The organism is Bradyrhizobium sp. S3.12.5 (assembly GCF_040548225.1).
Taxonomy (GTDB): Bacteria; Pseudomonadota; Alphaproteobacteria; order Rhizobiales; family Xanthobacteraceae; genus Bradyrhizobium; species Bradyrhizobium cytisi.
In genome coordinates, this window is record NZ_JBEPRF010000002.1 from 207,952 (window position 1) to 234,658 (window position 26,707).

General features: G+C 64.8%; 22 protein-coding genes. 10 read left to right on the forward strand and 12 right to left on the reverse strand.

Going from position 1 to position 26,707, the window contains the following annotated elements; translation table 11 throughout:
* Positions 1 to 25: 25 nt before the first annotated feature.
* A complete protein-coding gene (locus tag ABIC09_RS03070; RefSeq protein ID WP_354108360.1) occupies positions 26 to 2,512 on the forward strand; it encodes a GAF domain-containing sensor histidine kinase in 2,487 nt (828 codons plus the stop codon).
* Between the two features lie 78 nt (positions 2,513 to 2,590).
* The gene (locus ABIC09_RS03075) at positions 2,591 to 4,234 is read left to right on the forward strand and encodes an alpha/beta hydrolase (RefSeq protein ID WP_354108472.1); all 1,644 of its coding nucleotides are present in this window, start codon (positions 2,591 to 2,593) and stop codon (positions 4,232 to 4,234) included.
* Positions 4,235 to 4,240: 6 nt separating this feature from the next.
* On the opposite strand, the gene ABIC09_RS03080 is transcribed toward ABIC09_RS03075, so the two are convergent.
* A complete protein-coding gene (locus ABIC09_RS03080; protein WP_148752004.1) occupies positions 4,241 to 5,830 on the reverse strand; it encodes an MDR family MFS transporter in 1,590 nt (529 codons plus the stop codon).
* A gap of 172 nt (positions 5,831 to 6,002) precedes the next feature.
* On the reverse strand, positions 6,003 to 6,518 hold the full coding sequence (locus ABIC09_RS03085; protein ID WP_354108361.1) for a YcgN family cysteine cluster protein: 516 nt from the start codon (positions 6,516 to 6,518) through the stop codon (positions 6,003 to 6,005).
* A 291-nt stretch (positions 6,519 to 6,809) separates the two neighbouring features.
* Between ABIC09_RS03085 and ABIC09_RS03090 the strand changes: the two genes are divergently transcribed.
* From ABIC09_RS03090 to ABIC09_RS03100, 3 genes are read left to right on the forward strand one after another with little or no spacing between them, the layout of a single operon-like run.
* Complete coding sequence (locus tag ABIC09_RS03090) at positions 6,810 to 9,104, forward strand: transglycosylase domain-containing protein (protein ID WP_148752006.1); 2,295 nt, start codon at positions 6,810 to 6,812, stop codon at positions 9,102 to 9,104.
* A gap of 9 nt (positions 9,105 to 9,113) precedes the next feature.
* Positions 9,114 to 9,692, forward strand: coding sequence for a DUF1214 domain-containing protein (locus tag ABIC09_RS03095; protein WP_148752007.1), 579 nt, complete (start codon positions 9,114 to 9,116; stop codon positions 9,690 to 9,692).
* Positions 9,689 to 10,273: a DUF1254 domain-containing protein gene (locus ABIC09_RS03100; protein WP_148752008.1), complete on the forward strand. Its 585-nt coding sequence runs from the start codon at positions 9,689 to 9,691 to the stop codon at positions 10,271 to 10,273. The genes ABIC09_RS03095 and ABIC09_RS03100 overlap by 4 nt, the downstream gene beginning before the upstream one ends.
* Positions 10,274 to 10,869: 596 nt before the next feature.
* Here the strand turns inward: ABIC09_RS03100 and ABIC09_RS03105 are convergent.
* Positions 10,870 to 11,379, reverse strand: a complete 510-nt coding sequence (locus ABIC09_RS03105; protein WP_354108362.1) for a GNAT family N-acetyltransferase — start codon at positions 11,377 to 11,379, stop codon at positions 10,870 to 10,872.
* 302 nt (positions 11,380 to 11,681) lie between these two features.
* Between ABIC09_RS03105 and ABIC09_RS03110 the strand changes: the two genes are divergently transcribed.
* Positions 11,682 to 12,323, forward strand: a complete 642-nt coding sequence (locus ABIC09_RS03110) for a glutathione S-transferase family protein (RefSeq protein WP_354108363.1) — start codon at positions 11,682 to 11,684, stop codon at positions 12,321 to 12,323.
* A gap of 336 nt (positions 12,324 to 12,659) precedes the next feature.
* Here the strand turns inward: ABIC09_RS03110 and ABIC09_RS03115 are convergent, their stop codons facing one another.
* The 4 genes from ABIC09_RS03115 to ABIC09_RS03130 all read right to left on the reverse strand — a co-directional run bounded on the left by ABIC09_RS03115 (position 12,660) and on the right by ABIC09_RS03130 (position 18,103).
* The gene (locus ABIC09_RS03115) at positions 12,660 to 15,845 is read right to left on the reverse strand and encodes an efflux RND transporter permease subunit (RefSeq protein ID WP_354108364.1); all 3,186 of its coding nucleotides are present in this window, start codon (positions 15,843 to 15,845) and stop codon (positions 12,660 to 12,662) included.
* Positions 15,842 to 17,248, reverse strand: a complete 1,407-nt coding sequence (locus ABIC09_RS03120; RefSeq protein ID WP_354108365.1) for an efflux RND transporter periplasmic adaptor subunit — start codon at positions 17,246 to 17,248, stop codon at positions 15,842 to 15,844. Before ABIC09_RS03120 ends, ABIC09_RS03115 begins: the two co-directional genes overlap by 4 nt.
* A complete protein-coding gene (locus ABIC09_RS03125; RefSeq protein WP_354108366.1) occupies positions 17,245 to 17,652 on the reverse strand; it encodes a FixH family protein in 408 nt (135 codons plus the stop codon). The genes ABIC09_RS03120 and ABIC09_RS03125 overlap by 4 nt, the downstream gene beginning before the upstream one ends.
* A 94-nt stretch (positions 17,653 to 17,746) precedes the next feature.
* Complete coding sequence (locus tag ABIC09_RS03130; RefSeq protein WP_354108367.1) at positions 17,747 to 18,103, reverse strand: hypothetical protein; 357 nt, start codon at positions 18,101 to 18,103, stop codon at positions 17,747 to 17,749.
* A gap of 222 nt (positions 18,104 to 18,325) precedes the next feature.
* On the opposite strand from ABIC09_RS03130, the gene ABIC09_RS03135 reads away from it, so the two are divergent.
* Genes ABIC09_RS03135 through arsC form a run of 3 tightly spaced genes read left to right on the forward strand, consistent with a single transcriptional unit; the run spans position 18,326 to position 19,845 of the window.
* Positions 18,326 to 18,688, forward strand: a complete 363-nt coding sequence (locus ABIC09_RS03135) for an ArsR/SmtB family transcription factor (RefSeq protein ID WP_148752014.1) — start codon at positions 18,326 to 18,328, stop codon at positions 18,686 to 18,688.
* 57 nt (positions 18,689 to 18,745) lie between these two features.
* Complete coding sequence (locus tag ABIC09_RS03140; protein ID WP_354108368.1) at positions 18,746 to 19,447, forward strand: aquaporin; 702 nt, start codon at positions 18,746 to 18,748, stop codon at positions 19,445 to 19,447.
* The gene (arsC, locus tag ABIC09_RS03145; protein ID WP_354108369.1) at positions 19,444 to 19,845 is read left to right on the forward strand and encodes an arsenate reductase (glutaredoxin); all 402 of its coding nucleotides are present in this window, start codon (positions 19,444 to 19,446) and stop codon (positions 19,843 to 19,845) included. Before ABIC09_RS03140 ends, arsC begins: the two co-directional genes overlap by 4 nt.
* Positions 19,846 to 19,933: 88 nt before the next feature.
* Here the strand turns inward: arsC and ABIC09_RS03150 are convergent, their stop codons facing one another.
* On the reverse strand, positions 19,934 to 20,761 hold the full coding sequence (locus ABIC09_RS03150; protein ID WP_354108370.1) for an MBL fold metallo-hydrolase: 828 nt from the start codon (positions 20,759 to 20,761) through the stop codon (positions 19,934 to 19,936).
* Between the two features lie 94 nt (positions 20,762 to 20,855).
* On the opposite strand from ABIC09_RS03150, the gene ABIC09_RS03155 reads away from it, so the two are divergent.
* A complete protein-coding gene (locus tag ABIC09_RS03155) occupies positions 20,856 to 21,731 on the forward strand; it encodes a LysR family transcriptional regulator (RefSeq protein WP_354108371.1) in 876 nt (291 codons plus the stop codon).
* 37 nt (positions 21,732 to 21,768) lie between these two features.
* Here the strand turns inward: ABIC09_RS03155 and ABIC09_RS03160 are convergent, their stop codons facing one another.
* From ABIC09_RS03160 to ABIC09_RS03175, 4 genes are read right to left on the reverse strand one after another with little or no spacing between them, the layout of a single operon-like run.
* Positions 21,769 to 22,533 carry a hypothetical protein gene (locus ABIC09_RS03160; protein WP_148752019.1) on the reverse strand — a complete coding sequence of 255 codons (765 nt, stop codon included), beginning with the start codon at positions 22,531 to 22,533 and terminating at the stop codon, positions 21,769 to 21,771.
* Positions 22,534 to 22,535: 2 nt separating this feature from the next.
* On the reverse strand, positions 22,536 to 22,733 hold the full coding sequence (locus tag ABIC09_RS03165; RefSeq protein WP_148752020.1) for a hypothetical protein: 198 nt from the start codon (positions 22,731 to 22,733) through the stop codon (positions 22,536 to 22,538).
* Between the two features lie 12 nt (positions 22,734 to 22,745).
* Positions 22,746 to 23,192: a hypothetical protein gene (locus ABIC09_RS03170; protein ID WP_148752021.1), complete on the reverse strand. Its 447-nt coding sequence runs from the start codon at positions 23,190 to 23,192 to the stop codon at positions 22,746 to 22,748.
* Between the two features lie 27 nt (positions 23,193 to 23,219).
* A complete protein-coding gene (locus ABIC09_RS03175) occupies positions 23,220 to 26,633 on the reverse strand; it encodes a CHAT domain-containing tetratricopeptide repeat protein (RefSeq protein ID WP_354108372.1) in 3,414 nt (1,137 codons plus the stop codon).
* Between the last annotated feature and the right edge of the window lie 74 nt (positions 26,634 to 26,707).

Here is a 26,707-nt window from a genome sequence, read left to right on the forward strand (position 1 = left end):
GTCGCGGCATTCAGCCGGAATGCGAATGACCAGCCTTTCCAACGATGCTGCCGGGATCGACGAGCTCAAGCGGCAATTGCAGTCCGCCGCGGCCGAGACCACGCGGCTGCGCGATCGGCAAAACGCCAGCGCCGAGATCTTGCGCACCATCGCCGCCTCTCCCTCCGATGCCCGCCCCGTCTTTGCGGCGATCGCGTCCAGCTCAAAGCGCCTGCTCGGCGGCTTCTCCGCCACCGTGCTCCAGTTCATCGGCGATGAGCTGCACCTCGTGGCGTTTACGCCGACCAGCCCAGAAGGCGACGAAGGGCTGAAGGCGTCGTTCCCGCGGCGGATCGAGGATTTTCCGACCTTTGCGCTGGTTCGCGGCGGAGAGACGATCCAGTTTCCCGACAGCGAAGCCGACGAGGTCCCGGAGCTCAACCGCGATCTCGCGCGGCTGCGTGGCTTCCGCAGCGTGCTGTTCATGCCGCTGATGAACCGCGGCGAAGCCGTCGGCATGATCAGCGTCACGCGGACCGAGACCGGTGCATTCGCGCCCGATCTCGTGGAGCTGCTCCAGACCTTCGCCGACCAGGCGGTGATCGCGATCGAGAATGCGCGGCTGTTCAACGCCACGCGCGAGACGCTGGAACGCCAGACCGCCACGGCCGACATCTTGAGGGTGATGGCGGCTTCGCCCTCCGACGTGCAGCCGGTGTTCGACGCCATCGCCACCAACGCCAACCGGCTGATCGGCGGCTTCTCCACCGCCGTGCTGCGCTACATCGACGGCGCCGCGCACCTTGCCGCCTTCACGCCGGGCGATCCGGCCGGCGATCGCGTGCTGCAGGAATCGTTCCCGGTGCCGTTGGCGCAGTTTCCGGCCCACCAGCTCACGGCCAGTGGCGAATCGACTCAGCTGCCCGACACCGAGCTCGAGCCGGCCGCACGCGACATCGCCCGCGCCCGCGGCTTTCGCAGCATGCTGTTCACGCCTTTGATGAGCGAGGGTGAAGCCAAAGGCGTCATCATCGCGACGCGGCGGACGACCGGCGCGTTCGCCGAGCATCATGTGCGGCTGTTGCAAACCTTCGCCGACCAGGCCGTGATCGCGGTCAAGAATGTCAGCCTGTTCAACGCCACCAGGGAAGCGCTGGAACGGCAGACTGCAACAGCCGATATCCTCAAGGTGATCGCGGCCTCGCCCGCCGACGTCACGCCGGTGTTCCAGGCGATCTCCGACAGCGCCAAGGCGCTGGTCGGCGGGCATTCCTCCACCGTCACCCGTGTCATCGACGGCATGCTGCATCTGGCGGCCTTCACCACCGACAACGAGGCCGGCAACGCCGAGCTGCTCAGCACGTTCCCGGCGCCGCTGTCGTCGTCAGGCATTCACAGCCGGGTGGCGACCAACGGTGCGTACGCATTCCGCAGCGACATGCAGAACGAGGCGGACCTGACGGAGGCGATGCGGGAGCTGGCGCGGACGCGCGGCTATCGCAGCATCCTCGTGATCCCGATGCTGCGCGACGGCGTTGCGATCGGCACCATCGGCGTGACGCGCCCCGAAGCCGGCCCCTTCCCCGACAAGGCCATCAGCCTGCTCAAGACCTTCGCCGACCAGGCCGTGATTGCAATCGAGAACACGCGGCTGTTCAACGAGGTGCAGGACCGCACGCGCGACCTTGCGAAATCGCTCGACGATTTGCGCGCCGCGCAGGACCGGCTGATCCAGACCGAGAAGCTCGCCTCGCTCGGCCAGCTCACCGCCGGCATCGCGCACGAGATCAAGAACCCGCTCAACTTCGTCAACAATTTCGCCGCGCTCTCGGCCGAACTGACGGACGAGCTGAACGAGGTGCTCGCGCCCGCGCCGCTCGGCGACGATGTCCGCAACGACGTCGACGAGCTGACCGGGATGCTGAAGGACAATCTGCAAAAGGTCGTGCAGCACGGCAAGCGCGCCGATTCCATCGTCAAGAACATGCTGCTGCATTCGCGCGAAGGCGGCGGCGAGTACGGCTTGAGCGACATCAATGCGCTGGTCGAGGAGAGCCTCAACCTTGCCTATCATGGCGCGCGTGCCGAGAAGCCGCAGTTCGACGTGACGCTGAAGCGCGAGCTCGATCCGGCCGCAGGCTCCGCAAATTTGTTTCCGCAGGAGATCTCGCGGGTGCTGCTGAACCTGATCTCGAACGGGTTTTATGCGGTGATAAAGCGTCAGGCGGAGAGCGGCGCCGGCACTTTCGAGCCGGTCGTGACCGCCACCACCCGCGACCGCGGCGACAGCATCGAGATCCGCATCCGCGACAACGGCACCGGCATTCCCGACGACGTGAAGGCGAAAATGTTCAATCCGTTCTTCACGACCAAGCCGGCCGGCGAAGGCACCGGCCTCGGATTGTCGATGAGCCACGACATCGTGGTCAAGCAGCACGGCGGCACGATCGACGTCGCGACGGAGCCGGGTCGGTTCACGGAGTTCACGATTGTGCTGCCGCGGAAGGGCGGTTTTGCGGACAACAAGGGATAGCGTCACCAGGGGGATGGCTTGACTGGTCTCGCGCGGTTCTTTCGGCGGCAATTGCTCTCGCTGTCCGGCGTCGGCCTGATGCTGGGCGCGCTGTTCTTCGCAGCCGCGCTGACGCCGACGCTGATCCCGCGCACCTATCTCACGCAAGGGGCGCTGGCCGGCGGCTGCTTTGCGATCGGCTACCTCAGTGGCGTCCTGTGGCGCCGGCTGTGGCACTATCTCGAACTGCCCGAGCCGTCAGCGCGCGCGAGATCTGTTGCGAATGCGCTGGTCGCAATCGGCTGCCTGCTCGTCGTCATCGCCGCTCTGTGGCGCACAACCGCGTGGCAGAACGCGATCCGCAGTGTCATGAAGATGGCGCCGGTCGAGACCACGCATCCGGTGAAGGTCTGCATCATCGCCCTGATCACGTTCGTGGTGCTGCTGGTGCTGGGGCGCCTATTCGCGCTTGTCGCCCGCTTCCTCGCTGCACGGACCCGGCGCGTCATTCCGCGAAAAGTTGCGAACGTCATTGGTGCGCTGGTGGCAGCACTGCTGTTCTGGTCAATCGCCAGCAATGTCCTGATCCGCACGGCGTTCAACGCGCTCGATTCTTCGTTCCGCGAGCTCGATGTCCTGTTCGAGCCCGAACGCCCGCAGCCGACCGCCTCGAATCGGACCGGAAGCCCGGCATCCCTCGTGAAGTGGAAGGAGCTCGGGCGCATGGGGCGCCGCTTCATTGCCTCGGGCCCGACCGCAGGCGGGATCAGTGCCGTGACGGAACGGCCCGCGCAGGAACCTGTGCGCGTCTATGTGGGGCTCGCTGCCGGCGACACGGCGCAGGCGCGGGCCAGGCTCGCGCTTGACGAGCTCAAACGCCAGCACGGTTTCGAGCGAAAGGTTCTGATCGTCATCACGCCGACCGGCACCGGCTGGATCGATCCGTCCGCGATGGATACGGTCGAATATCTCCACCACGGCGACGTCGCCAGCGTCGCGATGCAGTATTCCTATCTCAACAGCCCGCTGTCGCTGCTGTTTCAGCCCGAATACGGCGCGGAAGCCGCGCGGGCGCTGTTCGCGGAGATCTACGGCTACTGGACGACGCTGCCGAAGGACAAGCGGCCGAAGCTGTATCTGCACGGGCTCAGCCTCGGTGCCCTCAACTCGGAAAAGTCGGCCGAGCTGTTCGAGACGATCGGCGATCCCATTGCTGGCGCGCTGTGGAGCGGTGCGCCGTTCGAAAGCCGCATCTGGCGCTCGATCACCGACAACCGCAATCCGGGCTCGCCGGCGTGGCTGCCTGAATTCCGCGACGGCCGCGTCGTGCGCTTCATGAACCAGAACGGACCGACGGTGCCCGCAGATGCGCCATGGGGCCCGATGCGCGTCGTCTATCTGCAATATGCCAGCGACGCGATCACGTTCTTCGCCTACCGCGACGCCTACCACCCCCCGGCCTGGATGAATGCGCCGCGCGGCCCCGACGTGTCACCGGAGCTTAGGTGGTATCCGATCGTCACCATGCTTCAGCTCGCCCTCGACATGGCGGTCGCAACCAACACGCCGATGGGCTTTGGCCATGTCTACGCGCCCGAGCATTATGTCGATGCCTGGGTCGCGGTCACCGATGTCAATGATTGGTCGGCTGATGCGCTGGCGAAGCTCAAGGAGCAGCTTGCGGCAAAAGCGCGGAAGACGAGCGTCGGCAATCTCGACGACGATCCTGATCGCGGCGGATAGAGATCGCTACTCCGCCATCTCGACGGGCTGCGTGGTGGTGGGACCAGCCAGCGGCCGCTCCTCCATCATGATCAGGCAGAGCGAGGCGGTGGTCATCAGCGCGGTCGCGGCCGCAAAGACGTAGCGGAAGGCGTGCCGCATGTCCTCGGTGGGGATCGCCGGGATGGAGCCTGCGGCGTGATGCTCGCCGGCCAGCGGAATGTCGGCGCCGAGCGCGATCAGCAGGATGGCGGCGAACGCAGCGACCGTGAACGAGGACATCAGCGAGCGGAAGAAGTTCATCGCGCCGGTGATGGTGCCGACCTGCGGGCGGGCGACCGAATTCTGCAGCGAGACCACGCAGACCGGGAAGGTCGTGCCGAGGCCGAGCGCGAACGCGGCCATCAGCGTCAGCAGGCCCCATAGCGGCAGTGTGGTAACCGTGAGGCCGAGCGCGCAGATCGCAGCCCAGGACGTGCCAATGATGGCGACGCGCTTGTAATGCTTGGCGCGCGCCATGGTGCGGCCCGCGATCGCCGCACCACAGGTCGAGACCGCCGCAAGCGGAATCAGTGCAAGGCCCGCCTCGCTGGCACTGAGGTGGTAGACCGACTCGTAATAGAGCGGCAGCTGCACGGTGAGGCCGGTGATGGCCCCTAAGCCGCAGCCGCCGGCGGTCAGCGCGAACGGCGCGACCGATCCCGAGAGCAACGGCAACGGCAGGAACGGCTCGTCGGCGCGACGCGCGTGCCATACGAAGGTGACCGCAAGCGCGACGGCGCCGCCCACCATCGACAGCACGGTCGGCGAGAGCCAGGGATAGCGCGTGCCGCCCCAGGTCAGCACCAGCATGAAGACGACGGCAGAGGCCATCAGCAGCACGCCGCCGAGCCAGTCGACCTTGCGCTTGCGGTGGAACACCGGGATCTTCTTCATCTTCGGCAGCAGCAGCGCGAGCGCTGCGGCTGCGAGCGGCAGGTTGATCCAGAAGATCATCGACCAGTGCAGATGCTCGGCGAACACGCCGCCGATGACGGGGCCGAGAATGCCGCCGACCATCCAGACGCTGGAGAAATAAGCCTGGTACTGGCCGCGCTCGCGCGGGGACACCACGTCGGAGATCACGGTCTGCACGACAGGCATGATGCCGCCGCCGCCCAGCCCCTGCAGGCCGCGCGCCAAAATCAGCATCGGCATGTTCGGCGCGATCGCGCACAACACCGATCCCGCGATGAACAGGCTCAGCGACACGATGATCATGGCCTTGCGGCCGTAGATGTCGCTCAGCGTCCCGAACACCGGCGCGACCGCGGTCGAGGCGAGCAGATAGGCGGTGATGACCCAGGAGAGATTCGAGACATCCTGGAACTGACGGCCGATGGTCGGCAGCGCAGTGGCGACGATGGTCTGGTCGAGGGCAGCCAGGAACATCGTCAGCATCAGGCTGAGTACGATGGTCCGGACCTCGTCCTGCGACAGCGGGACCGGCGGCGCGAGGGAAGGAGCGTCACTCACGCTGATGACCTCGCCCGGAAGGCGGGTCAGTTCCTCGGCGATCTCGTCGGGCAATGTCTGGATGTCGGCAGATTGGCTGCTCTGCCGTGCGAACTTGTTCATTCGGGCGTATCAGATCGAGCGTGTTGCGGTGCAAAGCCGCGAAGGATTCGTTCTATGAACCCAATCTAGACAGCAAAGTTCTTCTCAGGCAGGCACCGCGGCGCATGGGTGCATCCCGCACCACGGTCATCCCGAACAATTGACTGAGATGGCAGACCGGACCGGTCCGTGATCAGGCCTTGGGGCGTCGCTTCAGGCGTGCTCGTTTCGGGATCTGCCCCGGCCATTGCACGATATAGTTTTCGAGCTTGTCGTCCGGGACCCCTTCCTCGGTGCCCGAGACCCGGCCGCGCACGGAGACGCCGGCCTCGTGCACCGTATTGGGATCCCCTGATATCAGCGGGTGCCACCAATAGAGATCGCGACCCTGGGCGACGAGCCTGTAGCCGCAGGTCGGCGGCAGCCAAGGCAGCGTGCGGACCTTCTCGGGGGTCATGACAACGCAGTCCGGGACGAAGTCGAAGCGATTCGCGTAGTCCTTGCAGCCGCTGGTGCAGGAATCGAGCATCTTGCAACTAACGTCGGTGAAATAGATCTCGCCGGTATCCTCATCTTCGAGCTTGCTCAGGCAGCAGCGGCCGCAGCCGTCGCACAGGCTCTCCCATTCGGCCGACGACATGTCCTCCATCTTCTTGGTTTTCCAGAAGAATCCATCCTGGTCTGAAGGTCGTTTGCGAGCTGCGGTCATGCGTCTGATACGATTCCAAAAAGCTGCGGCCAGCGTCATCTAGGGCGTGCGGCCCCAAAGCCGCAAGCAACGCCCCCGCAAGGCCCGTAATGAACCGGGGTCCAATTAGGCCTGTTGTTCAAAATTGCGAGCCTGACCATTGGTTTATAAGCCCCGCTCGGCTAGAAGAACAGCAAGTCCCCTCGGACGCAAACGGGCGCCTTGGGTTTGCCGCAACAATCCCGCAAGACGTCTCGATGCCGCCCCGGCCGGGTGCTTGAACGCTTTCGAAGCGAGCCTCAAGGGTTCTAGGTGGTCCAGAACACACCATCCAACTGGAAGAGCCGTATCAGGAACTTCTTCCTGGACCTCGATGCGCGCATCGACTCCTCGCTGTTCTCCTCGGCCAAGGGCATCCGCGAGCTCTACGAGCGCTACTCCACCTTCATGGACCGCTTCTATGTCGGGCGGTGGAAGCGCTGGGTGTTCGTCGAGCCGCTATCGGAGGCCGCAACGCTCGGCCTCGGCGGCATGGTGCTGATGCTGATCCTCGCCATCCCCGCCTTCCGCGAGACCGCGGATGAGGACTGGCTGAAGAAGTCCGATCTGGCGGTGACGTTCCTCGACCGCTACGGCAATCCGATCGGCAGCCGCGGCATCAAGCACAACGACTCGATTCCGCTGGAAGATTTTCCTGACGTCCTGATCAAGGCGACGCTGGCGACCGAAGACCGCCGCTTCTACGAGCATTTCGGCATCGACATCGCCGGCACCGCGCGCGCGCTGGTCACCAACGCCCAGGCCGGCGGCGTCCGCCAGGGCGGCTCCTCGATCACGCAGCAGCTCGCCAAGAACCTGTTCCTGAGCAACGAGCGCACCATCGAGCGCAAGATCAACGAGGCCTTCCTCGCGGTCTGGCTGGAATGGCGCCTGAGCAAGAACGAGATCCTCAAGCTCTATCTCGATCGCGCCTATATGGGCGGCGGCACCTTTGGCGTCGACGGTGCGGCGCATTTCTACTTCAACAAGTCGGCGCGCGACGTGACGCTGGCGGAAGCTGCGATGCTCGCCGGCCTGTTCAAGGCGCCGACGAAATACGCGCCGCACATCAACCTGCCCGCAGCGCGTGCCCGCGCCAACGTCGTGCTCGACAATCTCGTCGATGCCGGCTTCATGACCGAGGGCCAGGTGTTCGGCGCCCGCCGCAATCCGGCCTTCGCGGTCGACCGCCGCGACGAGGCGTCGCCGAACTACTATCTCGACTACGCCTTCGACGAGATGCGCAAGCTGGTCGACACCTTCCCGAAGTCCTACACCGAGCGCGTATTCGTCGTTCGCCTCGCGATCGACGCCAACGTGCAGAAGGCCGCCGAGGACGCGATCGAGAACCAGCTGCGCCAGTTCGGCCGCGACTATCACGCGACGCAAGCCGCGACCGTGGTGTCCGATCTCGACGGCGGCATCCGCGCCATGGTCGGCGGCCGCGATTACGGCGCGAGCCAGTTCAACCGCGCCGTCGATGCCTATCGCCAGCCCGGCTCCTCGTTCAAGCCTTACGTCTACACCACGGCGCTCTTGAACGGCTTCACGCCGAACTCGATCGTGGTCGACGGCCCGGTCTGCATCGGTAATTGGTGTCCGCAGAACTATGGCCATTCCTATTCCGGCGCGGTGACGCTGACGCAGGCGATCACGCGCTCGATCAACGTCGTGCCCGTAAAACTGTCGATCGCGATCGGCCAGAAGGAGCAGCCGAAGGCGCCGAACCCGGCCAAGATCGGCCGCGCCAAGATCGTCGAGGTCGCGCGCCGGTTCGGCCTCAAGGCGCCGCTGCCCGACACGCCGTCGCTGCCGATCGGCTCGGACGAGGTCACCGTGCTCGAGCATGCCGTGGCCTATGCGACCTTCCCGAACCGCGGCAAGTCGGTGACGCCGCATTCGGTGCTCGAAGTGCGCACCGGCGCTGGCGATCTGGTCTGGCGCTGGGACCGCGACGGCCCGAAGCCGAAGCAGGCCATTCCGCCGAACATCGCCGCCGACATGGCCGGCATGATGAGCCACGTCGTCAGTGAAGGCACCGCACGCCGCGCAGCGCTCGACGGCATTCCAACCGCCGGCAAGACCGGCACCACGAACGCTTATCGCGACGCCTGGTTCGTCGGCTATACCGGTAATTTCACCTGCGCGGTCTGGTACGGCAATGACGACTATTCACCGACCAACCGCATGACCGGCGGCTCGCTGCCGGCGCAAACCTGGCACGACATCATGGTCGCAGCGCATCAGGGCGTCGAGGTCCGGGAAATTCCCGGCATCGGCATGGGCCAGAAGCTGCCGCCGGAACGAGTTGCCAATGCGCAGGCCAATGCGGCGCCAAAGGTGCTGGAGACCAAGCCCGGTCCGCCGCCGGTGCTGACCAAGCGCGGCGCCGACGTCCTGGTGCGCGTCGAGAAGCTGCTCGACGACGCCGCCAGGACCGCGACCAAATCGACGGCCAACGACAGCCAGCAGGCCAAGCCGGCATCGTCGAACAGCGCGCTCGCCTTCCCGCAGAACTATGCGGCGGAGGAGAACGCGAACGCATCCACCACCCCGCGCAAGAACTGATCTGATCCCGTGCGGCTGATCCTGAGCACATTGACGGCCCTCCTGCTCGCGACCGTGGTCGGCCTGGGCGCGACCTGGATGACGACGACGCGCGGCACCGAGATCGGCGCGCTGACGATCGGCCCCTGGACCGCCCGCCCCCGCACCGGCACCGCCGACGTCGATCCCTATTCGCGCGCCACGATCGTGCGCAACGGCGAGCTGCCGATCGGCACCGGTGACGGCGTCGCCTTTACCGCGACCGCCGACGACAAGAAGAAGGCGCTCGACGGCCGCTGCGACGTCGTCGTCTCCGGCGTAACACCGCCGGCGCGGTTCTGGACGCTGACGCTGTACGACCGCAAGGGCCATCTCGTCGCCAACTCGCTGCAGCGCTACGGCTTCACCAGCCAGGAGATCGTGCGCCAGTCCGACGGCTCGTTCGAGATCCACATCGCCTCGCGTTCGCGCGCCGGCAACTGGCTGCCGACCGGCGGCATCGAGCGCTACGCGCTGATGTTCCGCCTCTACGACACCCCTGTCGGGGTTGCGACGCGCACCCAGCGCGATGCGCCGATGCCGACGATCTCGACGGTGGGCTGCTCATGATCCGGCTGCTGTTCACCATCGTTGCCGGCGTGGTGCTGGGCCTCGTGGTCCATCTCGTCAGCGTGCTGGCCCTGCCGCGCATTGCGACCCAGGACGCCTATTCGCGGCTGACGCCGATGACCAGGCTCAACAGCGTCACGCAGCTTCCGCTCGCGGATCCCAACACCTCGCCGATGCCGTTCATGGACCCGGCCTTCGCGCTGGCGATCTGCCGCTATGATCTCTCGGGCGGGCCGCTCAAGCTCACCGTGCCAGTGAGCCAGTCCTACACGTCGGTGTCGTTCTACACCCGCAACGAGATCGCCTATTACGCCATCAACGACCGCTCGGCCGGCAAGAAGGTGATCGAGCTCGACCTGATGACGGAGGCGCAGCACGACGCCCTGCCCGAGGACGAGGAGATCACCGCGGCCGACCGCCTGATCATCGATTCCCCTGCGACCACCGGCCTGATCGTGATGAAGGCGCTGGCCGCCGAGCCCGGCCTGATGCCGCAGGCGCAGGCGACGCTTAACGCCGCCACCTGCGCACCGCAGACCGAAGCGCCCGCCAAGGCCGAGGCGCCGCGCGGCCGGCGCTGACGCGCGGGCGTTGAGACGCCTTCCAAGCCAAACGCGCGAAAACAACCCCATGCACAGTAGCGGGGGCATTGGAATCATTGGGCCTTGTTGTTTGGAGCATGATCTTTCTGGAAGACCGCTTCGCACTTTTCCGGATCATGCCTTAGCGCTCATCAGTGGATGGGCCGAACGTGTCAGCTAAAACTTCGCTTTGACACGTCGGGCAAAACACTGGCAGAATGGCATCATCGAAAATTCGTAGAAACCCGCGCGGAGAAATCCACCGCGGGTTTTTTCATGCGGGAACGGAGACTGCCATGATGAGAGGATGCCTACCGTTGCCCAGCAGGCTATCGCATATGGTTTTCACGGAATAGTCCGCGAGCTTGCTCCGCCTCCCCCGCTTGTGGGAGAGGCCGACGCGCCCTGGGCGATGCGAAGCATCGTCCCGAGCGCGGCGGGTGAGGGTTCTCACCACGCTGGGACGTTCACCGCAATCCTCACCAATCCCGACGCGGAGACACCCCCACCCCGCCCTCCCCCGCAAGCGGGAGAGGGAGCCCACTGCCGATGCCGCCGCATCGTGCACACCATATGCGATTGCCCCACAAAATAACTCAGGGCCGCGAGAGATCCTTCGCCATAAGAACTGATTCGTAGTAGCGGCCAGCTTGCTTCAACGCGTTCTCCTCCACGCCGTACTCGAGGAAGCCCAATCTCGCGTAAAGACTCCGCGCATGTTGATTGTCCACCACAACGCTGAGCTGGATCAGCTCAACCTGCTGACGGGCAAGATTGCATATCGCCTCGACCAAACGTCGACCGACTTTGGCATTCCTTGCGGATGGTCGAACGTACATTCCCCAAAGCGTGCCTTTGTGAGCTTCCTTCTGGCCCTGTTGGACAGCAAAGCCGACAATGCCGAGGAGTTCTGCATCGCGGAACGCGCCGAGCACTATAGAGCTGCCGAGCCGGTCCGAGAACAAGCTCAGCGGCTGGGCATCTTCAACCTCGAAGGTGCTACCGAACGCTTCCGGGTTGGCTTGGAGAGCCTCCAGTCGAATGTCTCGATAGAGGACAGCATCCTCCCGGGCGAGGCGACGTATCTCAATGTCGTCGTCGGTCATCCTTCGTCTTCACCGCCAGGCAGGGAACTTGTGAGTTGCACAGCATAACTTCTGCGACCTCGCAAATCCATAGAAGCTCTTTTGATTTTGGCGCATCGCTTCCGTAGATGCGGTGCAGCTACATGTCAGTTGATGGGGCACCGCGGGCCGCGTCCCGCGGTCGCGTCGGTTGATCGTCTCAGAGTGAAATGGCGGATTACGCTGACGCTAATCCGCCCTACGCACTGTCCGAGCGATAGCAGCATGTAGTAATCTCGCTCCTGCGAATGAAAGCGTTTGAGCCAACGTAAGGACACTCAATTATGCTCACTGTCTATGGTGAAGGTCGTGGGTTCCGTGTCGTTTGGCTGCTCGAGGAAATGGGATTGGCTTATCGGCTGCGCCCGGTCGATCTGCTCGCCGTCGAGAACGATCCCGATTTTCTTGCGATCAATCCCGCCGGCTTTATCCCGGCGCTAAAGGACGGCGAGACGATCATGGTCGAATCGATCGCGATCCTCGAATACCTGCTCGCCCGCAACGGGCCGAGCCCGCTCGCCGTCGCCCCGGATGATCCGGCTTTCGCCGCCTATCTGCAATTCCTCCATTTGGGAGAGGCTGGGCTCGCCGGGCCAATGAACGCCGTCTTCGTCGGTCGCGCACTCGCGCCGGAAGCAGAGCGAAACGCCCGGGTTACAGGCTGGGCACTTGAGACCTTTCAGAGCCGGCTGGGATTGGTCATCCAGCGTCTCTCCAATCGTCCATTTCTCGCCGGAGACCGGTTCACTGCTGCCGACATTTCAGTGAGCTACGCTCTCCTGCTTGGTCTGCGAACCGGCAACTATACCCCGGGCCCGGTCGAGCGGGCCTATCTCGCCCGCACGACGACACGGCCCGCCTACGCACGAGCGATGGAAATCTGCCAAGCCACCAAGGCCTGGGCGGAGAGATCGCCGACGTTGTAGAGCCAAGTCGTGAATCAATAGAAGGAATTCCCACAAGCGAACGATTTCGGTGACAGTGCATTCTATTCATCCATGCAATTAGTGCACTGTCACCGCAATCGGCGGGCTGAGACCAAAACGCCGGCATATCCGAGCGTCGAGATCGGGCCAGCCCGCACCGGCGACGCGCGCGTCCGAAAGCTAACCCGCGTGCCGTTGCGTCACACCGGCACGTTCAGGAACGGAGATACTTGATCAGCGCAGCGGCTGCGAGGACCAGGACGACGATCGCAAGCAGCCACAGAAGTCCCATTGCCCACATCATCCCCGGCATCATGTCTTGCATCATGGTTCACCTCATTCAGCTGGCTCCGGAACAGGTTTGAGACGTTTGATCGGGTTGCGGACCGGCGGTGGAGCCCGGCCGTCGTCGCGCGGCAGTCCGAAGCCCTTCACCAGGCCGAAGATCGCCGGAATCACGATCAATGTCAGCAGCGTGGAGGAGATCATGCCGCCGATCATCGGCACCGCGATGCGCTGCATGATCTCCGAGCCTGTCCCGGTGCTCCACATGATCGGCAGCAGCCCCGCCATGATCGCGACCACCGTCATCATCTTGGGACGTACGCGCTCCACCGCGCCTTCCATGACGGCATCGTAGAGGTCGCCGCGGGTGAGCGCACGGCCTTCCATGCCGCGCTTGAACCTGATCTCCGCCAGCGCCTGATTGAGATAGATCAGCATGACCACGCCGGTCTCGGCGGCGACGCCGGCGAGTGCGATGAAGCCTACGGCAACCGCCACTGACAAGTTGAATCCCAGCCACCACATCAGCCACAGCCCGCCGACCAGCGCGAACGGGAGCGAGAGCATGACGATCATCGTCTCGGTCATAGATCGGAAGTTCAGGTACAGCAGCAGGAAGATGATGAGCAGCGTGACTGGAACAACGATCTTCAGCCGCGCGGTGGCCCGCTCCAGATATTCGTACTGGCCGCTCCACATGACGTAGTATCCGGCTGGGAAGCGGATGCTGGCTTGCACGGCAGCTTTCGCATCGGCGACGTAGCCGCCGAGGTCGCGGTCACGGATGTCGACGTAGATGTAGGTCGCGAGCTGGCCGTTCTCGGTCCGGATCGAGGTCGGCCCGCGCGCCGGCGCGACCTTCGCGACCTCGCCTAGCGGCACAGCACCGCCGGCGGGCATCGGCACCAGCACGTCGTTGGCGATGGCCTGTGGGTTGTCGCGCAGATCGCGCGGATAGCGCATGTTGACCGTGAAGCGCTGCCGGCCTTCGACCGTCGTCGTCACTGTCTGTCCGCCGAGCGCGGTGGCGATCGTATCCTGCACGTCTTGAATCATGATGCCGTAGCGAGCCATCGCGGTCCGGTCCGGCGTGACCTCCAGATAGTAGCCACCGATGCCGCGCTCGGCATACGCCGAAGAGGTGCCCGGCACCGCCTTGAGGACCTGCTCGATCTGCTTTGCGAGCTTGTCGATCTCGACCAGGTCGGTGCCGATGACCTTGACGCCGATCGGAGTCCTGATGCCGGTCGACAACATGTCGATGCGCGCCTTGATAGGCATGGTCCAGGCGTTCGAGACACCAGGAAACTGCAGCGCCTTGTCCATCTCGGCGATGAGACCGTCGACGGTCATGCCGGGGCGCCACTCTTGCTTCGGCTTGAGGTTGACGATTGTCTCGAACATCTCGGACGGGGCCGGATCGGTGGCGGTCGCGGCGCGTCCCGCCTTGCCGTAGACCGAGGCGACTTCCGGAAACGACCGGATGATCCGGTCCTGGGCCTGCATCAGCTCGCCCGCCTTCGTCACGGAGATGCCCGGCAGCGTGGTCGGCATGTAGAGCAGCGTGCCTTCGTTGAGGTTCGGCATGAACTCCGTGCCGAGTTGGCGCGCGGGCCAGATGCTCGCCGCGAGGGCGGCCAGCGCGAGCACGATCACCAGAATCTTTGCCCGCATCACGCCCTTGATGATTGGTCGGTAGATCCAGATCAGGAACCGGTTGATCGGGTTGCTGTGCTCCGGAACGATCCGCCCGCGCACGAAGATCACCATCAGCGCCGGCACCAGCGTCACTGACAGCAGCGCGGCGGCCGCCATCGAGAACGTCTTGGTGAACGCCAGCGGGCTGAACAGCCGGCCTTCCTGCGATTCCAGCGTGAAGATCGGCATGAACGAGACGGTGATGATCAGCAGGCTGAAGAACAGCGCCGGGCCGACCTCTGAAGCAGCAGCAATCAGGATGTCGATCCGGGATTTGCCCGGTTCGGCGCGTTCGAGATGCTTGTGCGCGTTCTCGATCATGACGATGGCCGCGTCCACCATGGCGCCGATCGCGATCGCGATCCCTCCGAGGCTCATGATGTTGGAGCCGAGGCCCAGCAGCTTCATGGCGCCGAACGCCATCAAGACGCCGACCGGCAGCATCAGGATGGCGACCAACGCGCTGCGGACGTGCAGCAGAAATACGATGCAGACCAGCGCGACCACGACGCTTTCCTCGAACAGCGTGTGCTTGAGGGTATCGATGGCCGCGTAGATCAGGTTGGAGCGGTCGTAGACCGGCACGATCTCGACGGACTTCGGGAGGCTCGAGGCGATCTCCTGGAAGCGCTTCTTGACGTTCTGGATGACCTCCAGCGCGTTGAGACCGAAGCGCTGCAGCACGATGCCGCTGGCGACCTCGCCCTCGCCGTTCAGCTCGGCGATGCCTCGCCGTTCGTCGGGGCCGAGCTCGACCCGTGCGACGTCGCGCAGCAGCACGGGCGTGCCGTTGCTCGTCTTCAGCACGATGTCGCCGAGGTCGTTGATCGACTTGATGTAGCCCTTGCCGCGGATGACGTACTCGAACTCCGACAGTTCGACCGTCCGGCCGCCCACGTCGGCGTTGCTGGCGCGGATGGCATCGCGCATCTTCTGCATGGTGATGCCGCGGTCGCGCATCCGCTGCGGATCGAGGATCACGTTGTACTGCTTGACGAAGCCGCCGACGCTGGCGACTTCCGCGACGCCCTCGGCCTTGGCGAGGGCGAACTTCAGATTCCAGTCCTGGATCGTGCGCGTGTCGGCGAGGTTCAGCTCCTTGGACATGACGGCGTACTGGTAGACCCAGCCGACGCCGGTCGCGTCGGGACCGATCGTGGGTGTCACGCCGGCCGGCAGGCGTGCGCTCGCGCCGTTGAGGAATTCCAGCACGCGCGAGCGCGCCCAGTAGATGTCGGTGCCGTCCTCGAAGATGGCGTAGACAAAGGAGACGCCGAAGAACGAGAAGCCGCGGACAACTTTCGATTTCGGCACGGTCAGCATGGCCGTCGTCAGCGGATAGGTGACCTGGTCCTCGATCACCTGCGGCGCCTGGCCGGGGTACTCCGTGTACACGATGACCTGGGTGTCCGAGAGATCCGGGATCGCATCGAGCGGCAGATGCAGAAGCGCATAGAGCCCTGCAGCGGCGGCGAAGCCGGTCCCGAACAGCACCAGCAGCAGGTTGCGGGCGGACCAGCCGATGAGGCGGGCGATCATTGCTGCGCTCCCTCCGCGAAGCCCTTCAGTGCGGCCTTCAGGTTGCTTTCGGCATCGATCAGAAAGTTCGCCGAGACCACCACGGCGTCGCCCTCCGCAAGGCCGTCCCGGACCTCCACGAAGCCGCCGCCACGATTGCCGAGCTTGACCTCGCGCGGCTCCAGCCGACCCTGCCCCCTATCGACGAAAACGGCCTGCCGGCTGCCCGTGTCCATCACGGCGCTCTCGGGCACCGTGAGAGCGGCCTCACCGCTGCCGGTGTCGATCCTGGCGTCGACGTACATGTCGTGCAGCAGGATCAGGTCCGGATTTTGCAGCTCGATCCGCACGCGCGCGGTCCGGGTCTCCTTGTTGATCTCGGGATAGATCACCTGGACCTTTCCAGCGAACTCGCGGCCCGGAAAGCTCCGCGCCTTCACCGTGACGGGCTGACCCTTGGCGATCATGCCGAGGTCGCGTTCGGCGACGTCGATCAGGGCCCATACCATCGAATGGTCGGCGATCCGGAACAGGACCCCTCCAGGCTGCACGCGCATGCCCTCGATCGCATTGCGCTCCAGCACGATGCCGTCGCGCGGCGAAGTCCACGCGATCGAGGTCGGCACAGTTCGGCTGTTCTCGATGGCGGCAATGGCGCTCTCCGGCACGTCCAGGTTCATCAGCCGCTGCCGGGAGCCGCGTCCGTACTGGACGTCGCCCGCCGTCGTCTTCGAGGTGATCGTCGCGAGGTACTCGGCCGCCGCCGAGGAAACCGACGGGCTGTAGACCTCCATCAAAGGCTGGCCCTTGACCACATGCGATCCGGTCGTCACGTCTGCGACCTTGAGGATGAAGCTCTCCGAGCGCATGGCGATCACGGAAATCCGCCGCTCGTCGAGGGCGATGGTGCCCGGAGCCTTCACGATGGTCCGGATCACCCGTCTCGCTGCGGGCTCCGACTTGACTCCGGTCCGCTGGATCTTGCCGGGCGACAGCTTGACGAAGCCGTCCTCGCTGTCCTCGCCTTCATAGACGGGGATGTAATCCATCCCCATGGAATCCTTCTTCGGCGTCGGCGAGGTGTCCGGCAGGCCCATGGGATTGCGGTAGTACTTGATCTTGCGCTCGCCGCCGGCGGTTGCCGCCGGCGGCGGGGCTGCCGCCTGCTCATCGTCGAAGCTGATGTCGGCGCCAGCCGGCACAGGCCGGTAGTCCCGGCCGTCCGGCGTCTTTCTCGGCACAAGCGAATACGATGCCTTGCCGTCCGGATCCTGGTAATAGATCGGCGCGCCGCTCTCTTCGGCCGCAGCCGGGCCGATCACGGCGACCGCTCGCGCCGCCGGCCGCTGCGGGCCGACGACGAATGCGATGCCCGCCGCCGCGATCAACGCGGCGGCCAGGCTTGCAGTGAGGGCGCGGGTCATTTCTGCGCCGTGATGACGAGCTTGTTCTCGACGCTGCCGGTCTCGCCCTGGATCTTGGCGCCCAGAGAAAGCTGCCAGCGTCCCGCCATGCCCAACGTCGCCTTGAAGCGGTAGGTGCCGGGCTCCGTCCCCGGCATGGTCGTGACCTTGGTCGCCATCTCCTGCATGCCGTCCGGAGCCATGTCCAAGCGGCTGGCGAAGATCACGGCATCCGGTACCGGCTTGCCGGTCTTGGTGTTCACAAGCCTGACGGTGATGACCTTGTCGGGCCCGGCCTGAACCGACTGATCGACGAGCTCGAACTTGTAGTCCTTGATGTCGGCCAATGCGGCTGTGCTGGTGCCGCCGATGGCGGCAGCGATCAACGCCGCCCGGACGGCGCGCGCGAAGCTAAACGTCTTCATTTTGTCTGTGTCCTCGATGTCCTGGAATCCGCCGCCGAGGCGGCGTGCGTCATCCGCGCGCGCAAGCGCACAGATGTCGGCGCCAAGGCGCCGCTCAGGCCAGGGTTCGAGGTGGCTGCTCGGGAGGCGGACGGTCGAGGCCGTCACCAAGCACGTCATCCGTGACGAGATGGGCGGTACGGACGGCGTACCGCAGCGGGAGGGCGGCGGCCATGGACGGTCCAGCCTGCGCTGTCTTCAGAATGCACATTGCCACGAGCGGGCAGTCCTGACAGTCCGTGCTCTTCTGCTGGTCGGGGCAGCAGGGCATGTCGGTCGACATCGCCTGCATGTTGTCGGAAGCAGCTGCCGCCTGCGGTGCAGCGACGGCGGGCAATGACAAGGGCGCGACCATAAGTCCCGCCGCCACCGAAAGCGCGATCAGCCACTTGAATGTCTTCAGGGGACCCATGTTCCCTTTTCGCACGTCAGCAGCAGCCGTGCAAATCGTCGATTCATCACGATTGCGCCAGATTTGCCGTGGTTTGCGTGGTGCCGAGCCCGGTAGCGACAGCAAGCGAACCGGTCGCCTGGCCCGGAGGAACCTGCTTCATGAACAACCGCAACCCGCCTCGACACGACCAAAGAGATTTCCGGATTGACGCTTCGCCAATAATTCCATAAGTCTGGATATATGGAATCAGAAGAAGCCGTCCTCGCGCTCGCCGCGCTGGCGCAATCGACCCGCCTGGAGGCGTTCCGGGCGCTGGTCGGGCACGAGCCCGATGGCCTTGCGGCCGGCGACCTCGCACGCCTGCTCGAAGTGCCGCCGAACACGTTGTCGGCCCATCTCTCGATCCTGACGCGCGCCGGCCTCGTGACATCAGAGCGGCACAGCCGGTCGATCGTCTACCGCGCCAACCTCGCCGAATTCCGCGATGTCGCGGTTTTCCTGCTGCGCGATTGCTGCGGCGGTCGGCCGGAGGTTTGCGAGCCGGTCGTCGAAAGCCTGCAAGCCTGCTGCTCTCCAAAGCGAAAGGGGAAAGTCCGTGCCTGACCAGAGGTTGATCGATGCCTTCGAAGGCGTGCTCCACCCAACGCCGAAGGCCAGCTGATGGACAATTTCGATCGCTCGCGGCGCCTTGCGGCCGAAGCGCTCGGCACCGGCATTCTCGTCGCCACAGTGGTCGGCTCCGGCATCATGGCGGAGACGCTGACCAAGGACGTCGCGCTTGCGCTTCTCTGCAACACCTTGCCGACCGGTGCCATTCTGGTCGTCCTGATCACGGTGCTCGGTCCGATCTCCGGCGCGCATTTAAATCCGGCGGTTACGCTCGTGTTTGCCGGCAAGCGCGAGCTGCCGGTGAATGAGGCCGCTCTTTACGTGATTGCGCAGATCGCCGGCGGCATCGCAGGGACGATGGCGGCGCATCTGATGTTCGGACTGCCCCTGCTCGATCTCTCGACCAAGGTTCGAACCGGAGGGCCGCAATGGTTTGCCGAAGCCGTCGCCGCGTTCGGGCTGGTCGCGACGATCCTCGCCGGCATCCGCTTTCAGCGGACGGCGGTCCCCTGGCTGGTCGGCCTTTACATCACCGCCGCCTATTGGTTCACGGCCTCCACGTCGTTTGCCAATCCTGCGGTAGCCATCGCGCGGTCGCTGACCAACACATTCTCGGGCATTCGTCCCGCTGACCTGCCCGGATTCATCCTCGCGGAACTCTGCGGAGCGTTCGCCGGCCTGCTGTTGATGAACTGGCTGCTCGGACATTCGCGCGCGCCGGCCCCTCTCCCGATCACGGAACCCCTGCAATGAGCGTCACGATCTATCACAACCCCGATTGCGGCACCTCGCGCAACACGCTGGCGATGATCCGGCAGAGCGGCGTGGAGCCCGTCGTCATCGAATATCTGAAGACGCCGCCGGCACGCGAAACGCTCAAGCAACTGATCGCCGCGATGGGAATATCCGTCCGCGCATTGCTGCGCGAAAAGGGCACTCCTTATAAGGAGCTCGGCCTCACCGATCCCAAATGGTCCGATGACGAGCTGATCGATCAGATGCTCGCGCATCCCATCCTGATCAACCGTCCGATCGTGGTGACGCCAAAGGGTACGCGCTTGTGCCGGCCTTCGGAGGCCGTTGTCGATCTTCTGAGCAATCCTGTCGGCCGCTTCGTGAAAGAGGACGGCGAGGTGGTCGAAGCGCGATAGCTGCGGCCCGGCGGTCCGAAGTCCGATCTGCGTTTCAAAACCTTGGCGCCGCTGCACTGCAAGGTTCGCCTCTGGAAGACTACGCTGGTCAATGCGCGCCGCACCGGCAGGTCTCGTAATCCACGGGATCATGGCTGTTGAAAATCGTCACGCGGCTGCCGTGGCTGAGCTTCAGCTCGCGCAGCCGGGCCTGATTGGCAATGCGGGCGTTGCGGTCCATGTCGACGCGGCGCTGGAAATAGCGGAGCACCAGCGGCGCGCGCGGCGAGGCGTCGAGCTGGGCGTGATGGAAATAGCTGTCGCCGGCATGCAGCAGCCATTTGTCACCGCTGCGAACCGCGATGCCGCAATGGCCGAGCGTGTGGCCGGCGAGCGGAATCATCAGGATGTCCGCTTCCCGGTCGCCGAGCGCACGCACGCCCTTGAAGCCGAACCAGTCCTCGCCGGCCTCGCCGTAGAAAGACCAGCTCGGCCCGTGGCTCCATTGCCCGGTGACATAGCGCCCCTCGGGCGGCGCGGGCTTTCGCAGCACCGCCATGTCGTATTCGGCGCGATGAACGTGGATCGCGGCATGGGGAAAGTCGGGCACGCCGCCGGCGTGGTCGCGGTCGAGATGCGTCAGCAGCACGTGGCGCACGTCGGCAGGCGAATAGCCGAGCGCTTTCACCTGCTGCACGGCCGTCTCCGCCGGATCGAGCTTTGGCGCGGTCTGCCGCAGCCAGCGTTTCCCGAGCCTTTCGGGCGTGGCGATATCGCCGAGCCCGATGCCGGTATCGACCAGAGCGAGGCCGTCACGGGTCTCGATCAGCAGGCAATGGCAGACCATGCGGGCGCGCTGGAACAGGCCGCCGGTGCCGTTCACCAGCCGCCGGCCCATGGGACACATCGTGCCGGTGTTGAGATGATGGATTTTCATGGATGACGCTCGCCTGTTGTAAACAGGGCGTTCTTGTCATTATCCTATCCATAGGTAAAATATCGAATATTGATATTATATATAGGCTTGGACTATGGACATTCGCGAGCTCCGCTACTTCGCCGCCGTCTACCGTGAACGCAACCTGACGGCCGCCGCGCGCACCTGCTTCGTGTCGCAGCCGTCGATCTCGACCGCGATCACCAATCTGGAGGCCGAGCTCGGCACCACGCTCTTCATCCGGCACAAGAAGGGGGTGGCGCCGACCGCCTCGGCCGAGCAGTTTCATGCGCTGGCCCGCCGCATCATCGACGAGGCCGAGGCCGCGCGCAGCCTGTTCCGCAAACCCAGCACCAGGACCAATCTGACGCTCGGCCTGATGCGCACGCTCGACGTGCCCCGGACCATCGCGCTGCTGAAGCCGCTGACGTCACGCAGCGACATCGCGCTCCGACTCGTCGGCCACGACGAGCGCGCGGATGCAAGGATTATCGCGAAGATCATGCTTGGAGATGACGAGCATTTCGTCCCGCTCTGGAGCGAGCGCTATGTCGCGGCGCTGCCGCCGTCGCATCCGCTGACGCTGAAGGAGCGGCTCCGCGCCGCCGACCTCGCCGAATTCCCCATGATCGACCGCTGCCATTGCGAGCGGAGCGCGTTCTTCGGTCGCACCGCGCAACGGCGCCCTTCCGCGGCGATCGCGCAATCGGAGGATTGGGCGATGGCGCTGGTCGCGGCCGGCATCGGCATCGCCATCGTCCCGGAGGGCGTCGCCAAGGGCCATCCTGACGTCGCCATCCGGGAGATCGAGGTGAAGGTCAGGCGCGAGGTCGGGCTCGCCTATCGCGCGTCAGTGCCGCTGGCGGATGCGTTGAAGGATTTCGTCGGGAAGCTTCGGAAGCAGCGGGTCAAGCCCAATCGGAGCGAGCCTCGCCCCGCTGCGCGCAAGACTGCCGGCCGCGGACGTTGATCGCGCGAGGATCCCGCCCTCGGCGACTGACAACAAGCTATCCAAGCAAGCCCTTCAGACCGGCATAGATCGAGCCGACGGCCGTTGCGGCGACGCCTGCGAGCGGGCCGACGGTCTGCATCAGGTCCTGAATCAGGCGGGCGCGGCGGCGGAGCTGCTCCTCACCGACATGCTGCCCGAGCAGACGCGCCATCCTGAAGGCAAATGCGTTCGGTTTGCCTCCCTGGCTGAGCACGCGCGGCAAGACCTGGAAGATCACGACCCCCAGGATGTTTCCGGAAACGAAAGCGAGAAGGATGCTCGCACCGTATTCGAACACTTCGCGCCATTCGACCCACACCGCCGGCAGGATCGGAACGCCGTCGTGGATGCCGGTGACCGTCAGCATCGCGAGGATGCTGATGGTCGCAGCCAGGAACGCCAGCACGAACGCGCCGAGTGCGGAAACCCTGTGCAGGGGATATGCGAGGAGCCCGAACAGAAGCGGGACGATGATCGACGCTATCCGGAGCGGGATCGGCGAGAGATTGAACGTGATCGTCACGAGAAAATGCGTGACCGTCAGCAGCATCGACGGAATAACGACGTAGAGAACCGCGTGCGTTCCGAAATATCGCAGCGGATTTCTCTGTCGTTCAAGCCGGATGTTGACCCGATCGAGATCGCGCCTGAGCTTGTCGAGCTCGGCAACGATCTCCTCGATCTCGACAAGCGTCGGCCGCACGACGCGCAGGTCGCGCGAACAGTGCTTGCACGCGATGGCCTCGTCCTTGATCGTCTCGGCGCAGAATGGACATTCCATGGCTAGCGCGACTTCCTGCGCTGCATGATCGCTTCCATCTCCTCTCTGGCCTGCCTCAATTCGGCACGCAGGGCGTCCCGCTTGCGCAAGAGATCGTCGCGCTCGGCGATCAGCGTCGCGGGAACGGCGACGTCACGCCCGCACGACGCGCAGATCAGGGCGCCCTCCAGATTTCCGGATTGGCAATAGGGACATTTCACCTCAACGACACCTCATTTGGGCGCTACCTTCAAGGTGAAGATGCTCGTGCCGGGCCGTCCATCGCTGTCCTTGATGTCGACGCGAACCATGTATTCGCCCGCCGGCAATTCGGCATCCTGTATGTTGATGCCGCTGGCCTCGACAAACGGTTTGACGCGCGCCGTCAGATCGACGTTCGGCGTCCGCAGAAACATCACCTTGACCGAATCCGGATCGATCCTGGCTCCGCCAAAGGACTCGAACTTCAAGACCAGGTGCACGGGCGAGCTGACCGAATCGCTCGGCGAAACAAATTCGACCTTCGGCCCGCGCAAGATGCCGCGCCGGTCGGTCGCGACTGCACCCTTTGGGGGCGGCAGCTTCGCTTCCTCTTCGGTGATCAATTGTGTTGCCGCTCTCGCCGCTCCCGAAAACAGGAGACCTGCGGCGATCAGCGCCGGCAAGATATTCCGTTTCATCTCAGTTCCAACCCTCTTCACTTGCCGTCAGCGCACGCCGCCATCGCCAATGATCGTGTAAGGTGCCCAGAACAGCGGATGCGCATAGGCGAACTCGCCTTCGCCGTTGAGATAGCCGGGTCCATCGACGAGAGCCATCATCGCTTCACGCAACGCCTCGCTCCGCGACAATTTGGGATCGTCGGCCTGCCGCTTGAACAGATCGGTCACGAGTTGCCGCGCGGATTGCGAATGCACCGACCAGTTCGTCACCAGCAGCGCGCGCGTACCCGCGTAGAAGAACGCGCGACCAAGTCCGGATGCGGCCTCCGCGCCGGCGCCGGCACCGGCACCGGTGTTGCAGGCCGACAGGATGACCCAGTCGGCGTCGAGCTTGAGGCCGAGAATCTCCTCCATGGTCAGGAGGCCGTCTCCGCTTTCGCCCGTCACCGTTGGCGATGACAATGCGAGCGCCGGCTGCGTCAAGCCGTTGAGCTCGCCCGGAACAAGACCGTGCGTGGCAAATGCGAGAATCCTGAAGCCGGAGAGGTCCATCGTCTTCACGGCGCTCTCGGTCGCATTCTTGCCGAGGAACAGCACCTTCGAGGGGTCTGCCTGCAGGGCCAGCGCGATCGATTTCAGCTCGTCGGCAGTATCTGGCAGCCGGGGCAGCAATCCGAGCTCGGCACTATCGACACCGTCGAGCTTCGGGCTGTTACGACGCTTCAGCGGCATGCCGCGCGTGACGTTGCCACCCGCGTCGGCGAGCTGAACTTTGGTTTGATCGCTCTCCGCCTCGGCCTGCTGATCCTTGTTGAAATAGGGATCGCCAAACGCCACGAGATCCCCGCGGCCGGGCTTGCCGGGCGGCAACTGCCGCAGCGTGCGCAACGCCGCGGCTGACGGTACCGTCGACACAGCGTGGGTACGAGCCAACCATGGCACGTTGCGGTAGCCGACGAACAACGGGTCTTCGTCTTGCGTCACCTCGGCGGGTGCCGTCGGCAGCAGCGAGAGCGGCAACAAGCCGAGGGCGCCATTGGTGACGACGATCAGGTTCTTCGCGGGCTTCCATCCACTCTCAACGGGCTTAAGCAGCAGCTCATAGAGCTCGTAACCGAGCTTGAGGTCGAACGGCGGAATATCCGAGATCATCGCGGCTTGCGGCTCGAGCGCCTCGCGCAGCTTGCGAATCTTGGTCTCGACGTCGCCGATGCCGGCCTTGACGGCCGCGAACGCCACCGGCCCCGCCTTCGGCACGGCCCAGACGAAGCTGCCGTTCTGACCGAAATAGAACGACAGCATGGCCTCGTTGTCGGCCAGCGTCGCACGGATTTCGGCGACGGCCGGCGGCTTCGGCGAGACCAGATCGGCATAGGTCGGAAACTTCTGCTTGATCTCCTGGCGCGCCTTGTCGCGTGCACCGCGCAAGGCGACGATCGAGGCCTGGATCTGCTGCGCGCCCTTCTCGTCGCGTTCCGCCGAAGGAATGGCGAGGATGTTGGTGAGCGTGCCGAGCTGGGCGTTGACCTGCTTGGTGAGGTCCTGCTCCTTGCGCACGAGCTCGGCCAGCGCCGGATCCTTCGCCGCCGCACGCGCGCTGGAGGCGGCCAGCGCCTGCTGCACGGAGCGGCCGCGGATCGCATCGGCCAGACCGAACGTCTCCTCGCCGACGCCGCTGCCGGTGCCTTCGGCCCGCGCGAGCAGCAGGAGGTAGCTCTCGACGATGGTCTGGAGCCGCTGGCCGCGCGCGGCCACGACGGTCGTGTTCTCGTCGTCGGCGTTCTCGTTTGCGTTCGCCATCATGATCGGAATGGCGGCCTTGAACTCCCGAATCGCGTCGGCATCGCGCCGCGCGCGCATCAATCCGATCGCCAGCGTGCCGCGCGCCGACGCCGCATCGAAATGGTTCTCGCCGACCCGCCCGATCTGCTTCTTGACCAGTTGCTCGGCGGCGGCGATGCCGGCGTCGAGCTGGCCGGAATTGTAGAGCGCGAGAATGCGCGCCGGATTGAGCTCGATGACCTGGCGGCGCTGCGGATCCCAATTGGCGACCGCCTTGTCGATCCGCGCAAACATGTCGTTGGCCTCGGCATTCTTGCGCTGCAGATTCAGGATGCCGGCGACCTGCAACAGCAGCTGCACGGTCGACTGCGAGTCGTCCGGCACGCCCACCGCCTTGTTGATCTCAAGCGAGACGCGGCCGAGCTGCTCGGCTTCGTCGTAACGTCCCTGGTCGACCAGGATTCCGGCCAATCCCATCACGAAGCGCGGCGTCACCGGATTGTACTTGCCGGTGTCCTTCAGGCGCGACAACAGCGCCCGGCGCGCATCGACCTCGGCTTCGGCGAGCCTGCCCTGCCGCGCCTTCATGCGCGCCTGATTCAGGATGGTAGTGTCGACCGCCTGCAACAGAATGGTCTCGGCAGGTGGATTGTCCGAGTCCAGAACCCCCTTGTGGCCGGCACGCTTGCGCACCTCTGCGGTGCGATAAGCGGCCTCGGCTTCGGCAAACTGGCCGCGCGCCTCGAAGATCTGGCCGCGCGAAATCTCGATCTCGCCCTCCCAGTTCTGGCCGAACTTGGCATAGGAGGCGCGCCAGCCCGGCAATCCACTGGTGCGCGCTTCCTGGATCCCGGTCAGGCTGCGGCGCAAATAGGCTTCGGCCTGCGGGATGTCGCCCATCTGGATCAGGATGGCTGCAATCGAGCGGTTGGCGTTGAACTGAAATCCCTTGGCGCCGGGCACGCCGGCCGACTCGCGCAGCAGCCGCTGGATGATTTCGAGCGCGCGCTTGGGATCGCCGGCCAGGGCATATTGTAGCGACTGAAGCTGCATCATCCGCCCCAGCATGTTCGCGCTGACGGCGCCGCGTCCCGTCTCCACCGCCTTGTTGGCATCGGCAGTGGCCTCGGCGAGGCGGCCGAGCTGCGAGCGGGCATTGGCGCGATCGAAGTAGAATTGCGCGAGGTCTTCGCGGGACTCCTTGCCCGTCGGCGCGGCATTGGCATCCGACTTTAGTTCGGCAATCATCTTCTCGTCTGGCTTCTCGCCGTCGAGAATCGCCGTGATGTCGGAAATGTTGCGCGGCGGCGCGACAAAGTCCCTCGGCAAGGCCGTTCCCGGCGCAAGCTTCGGCGCGACCTCCGTCGGAAGCGCGACGGCGACATTGGCGCGTCCGTTCGCGGCGTTAAGGGCGGCGAGCACGCAGGCGTGGACCTGCGGTTTAGCCTTGGCGCGGCACCCCTCGACATCGGCACCGGCCTTGCGACCTCCCTGGGCCTGCATGCAAGCATGCACGATCGGCGTGCCGACGGTCATCCGGCAGTTCTCGAGCGCCGCCTCCTTGGTCAGGGCAGCGGCGGAGCCGGTCGATCCGAGCAGGATGGCAAGGGCCAGCAACTTTCGCAGAGGGCTGGAATTTCGACGGGCGTCAGACGGCATCCTGGAATTGGTGCTCATCCCAAAAGACCTTCGTGTAAAATGACTTGGTATAACGGCGCAATCCTATCGATCTGGCTTGGGAGAACAAGCGC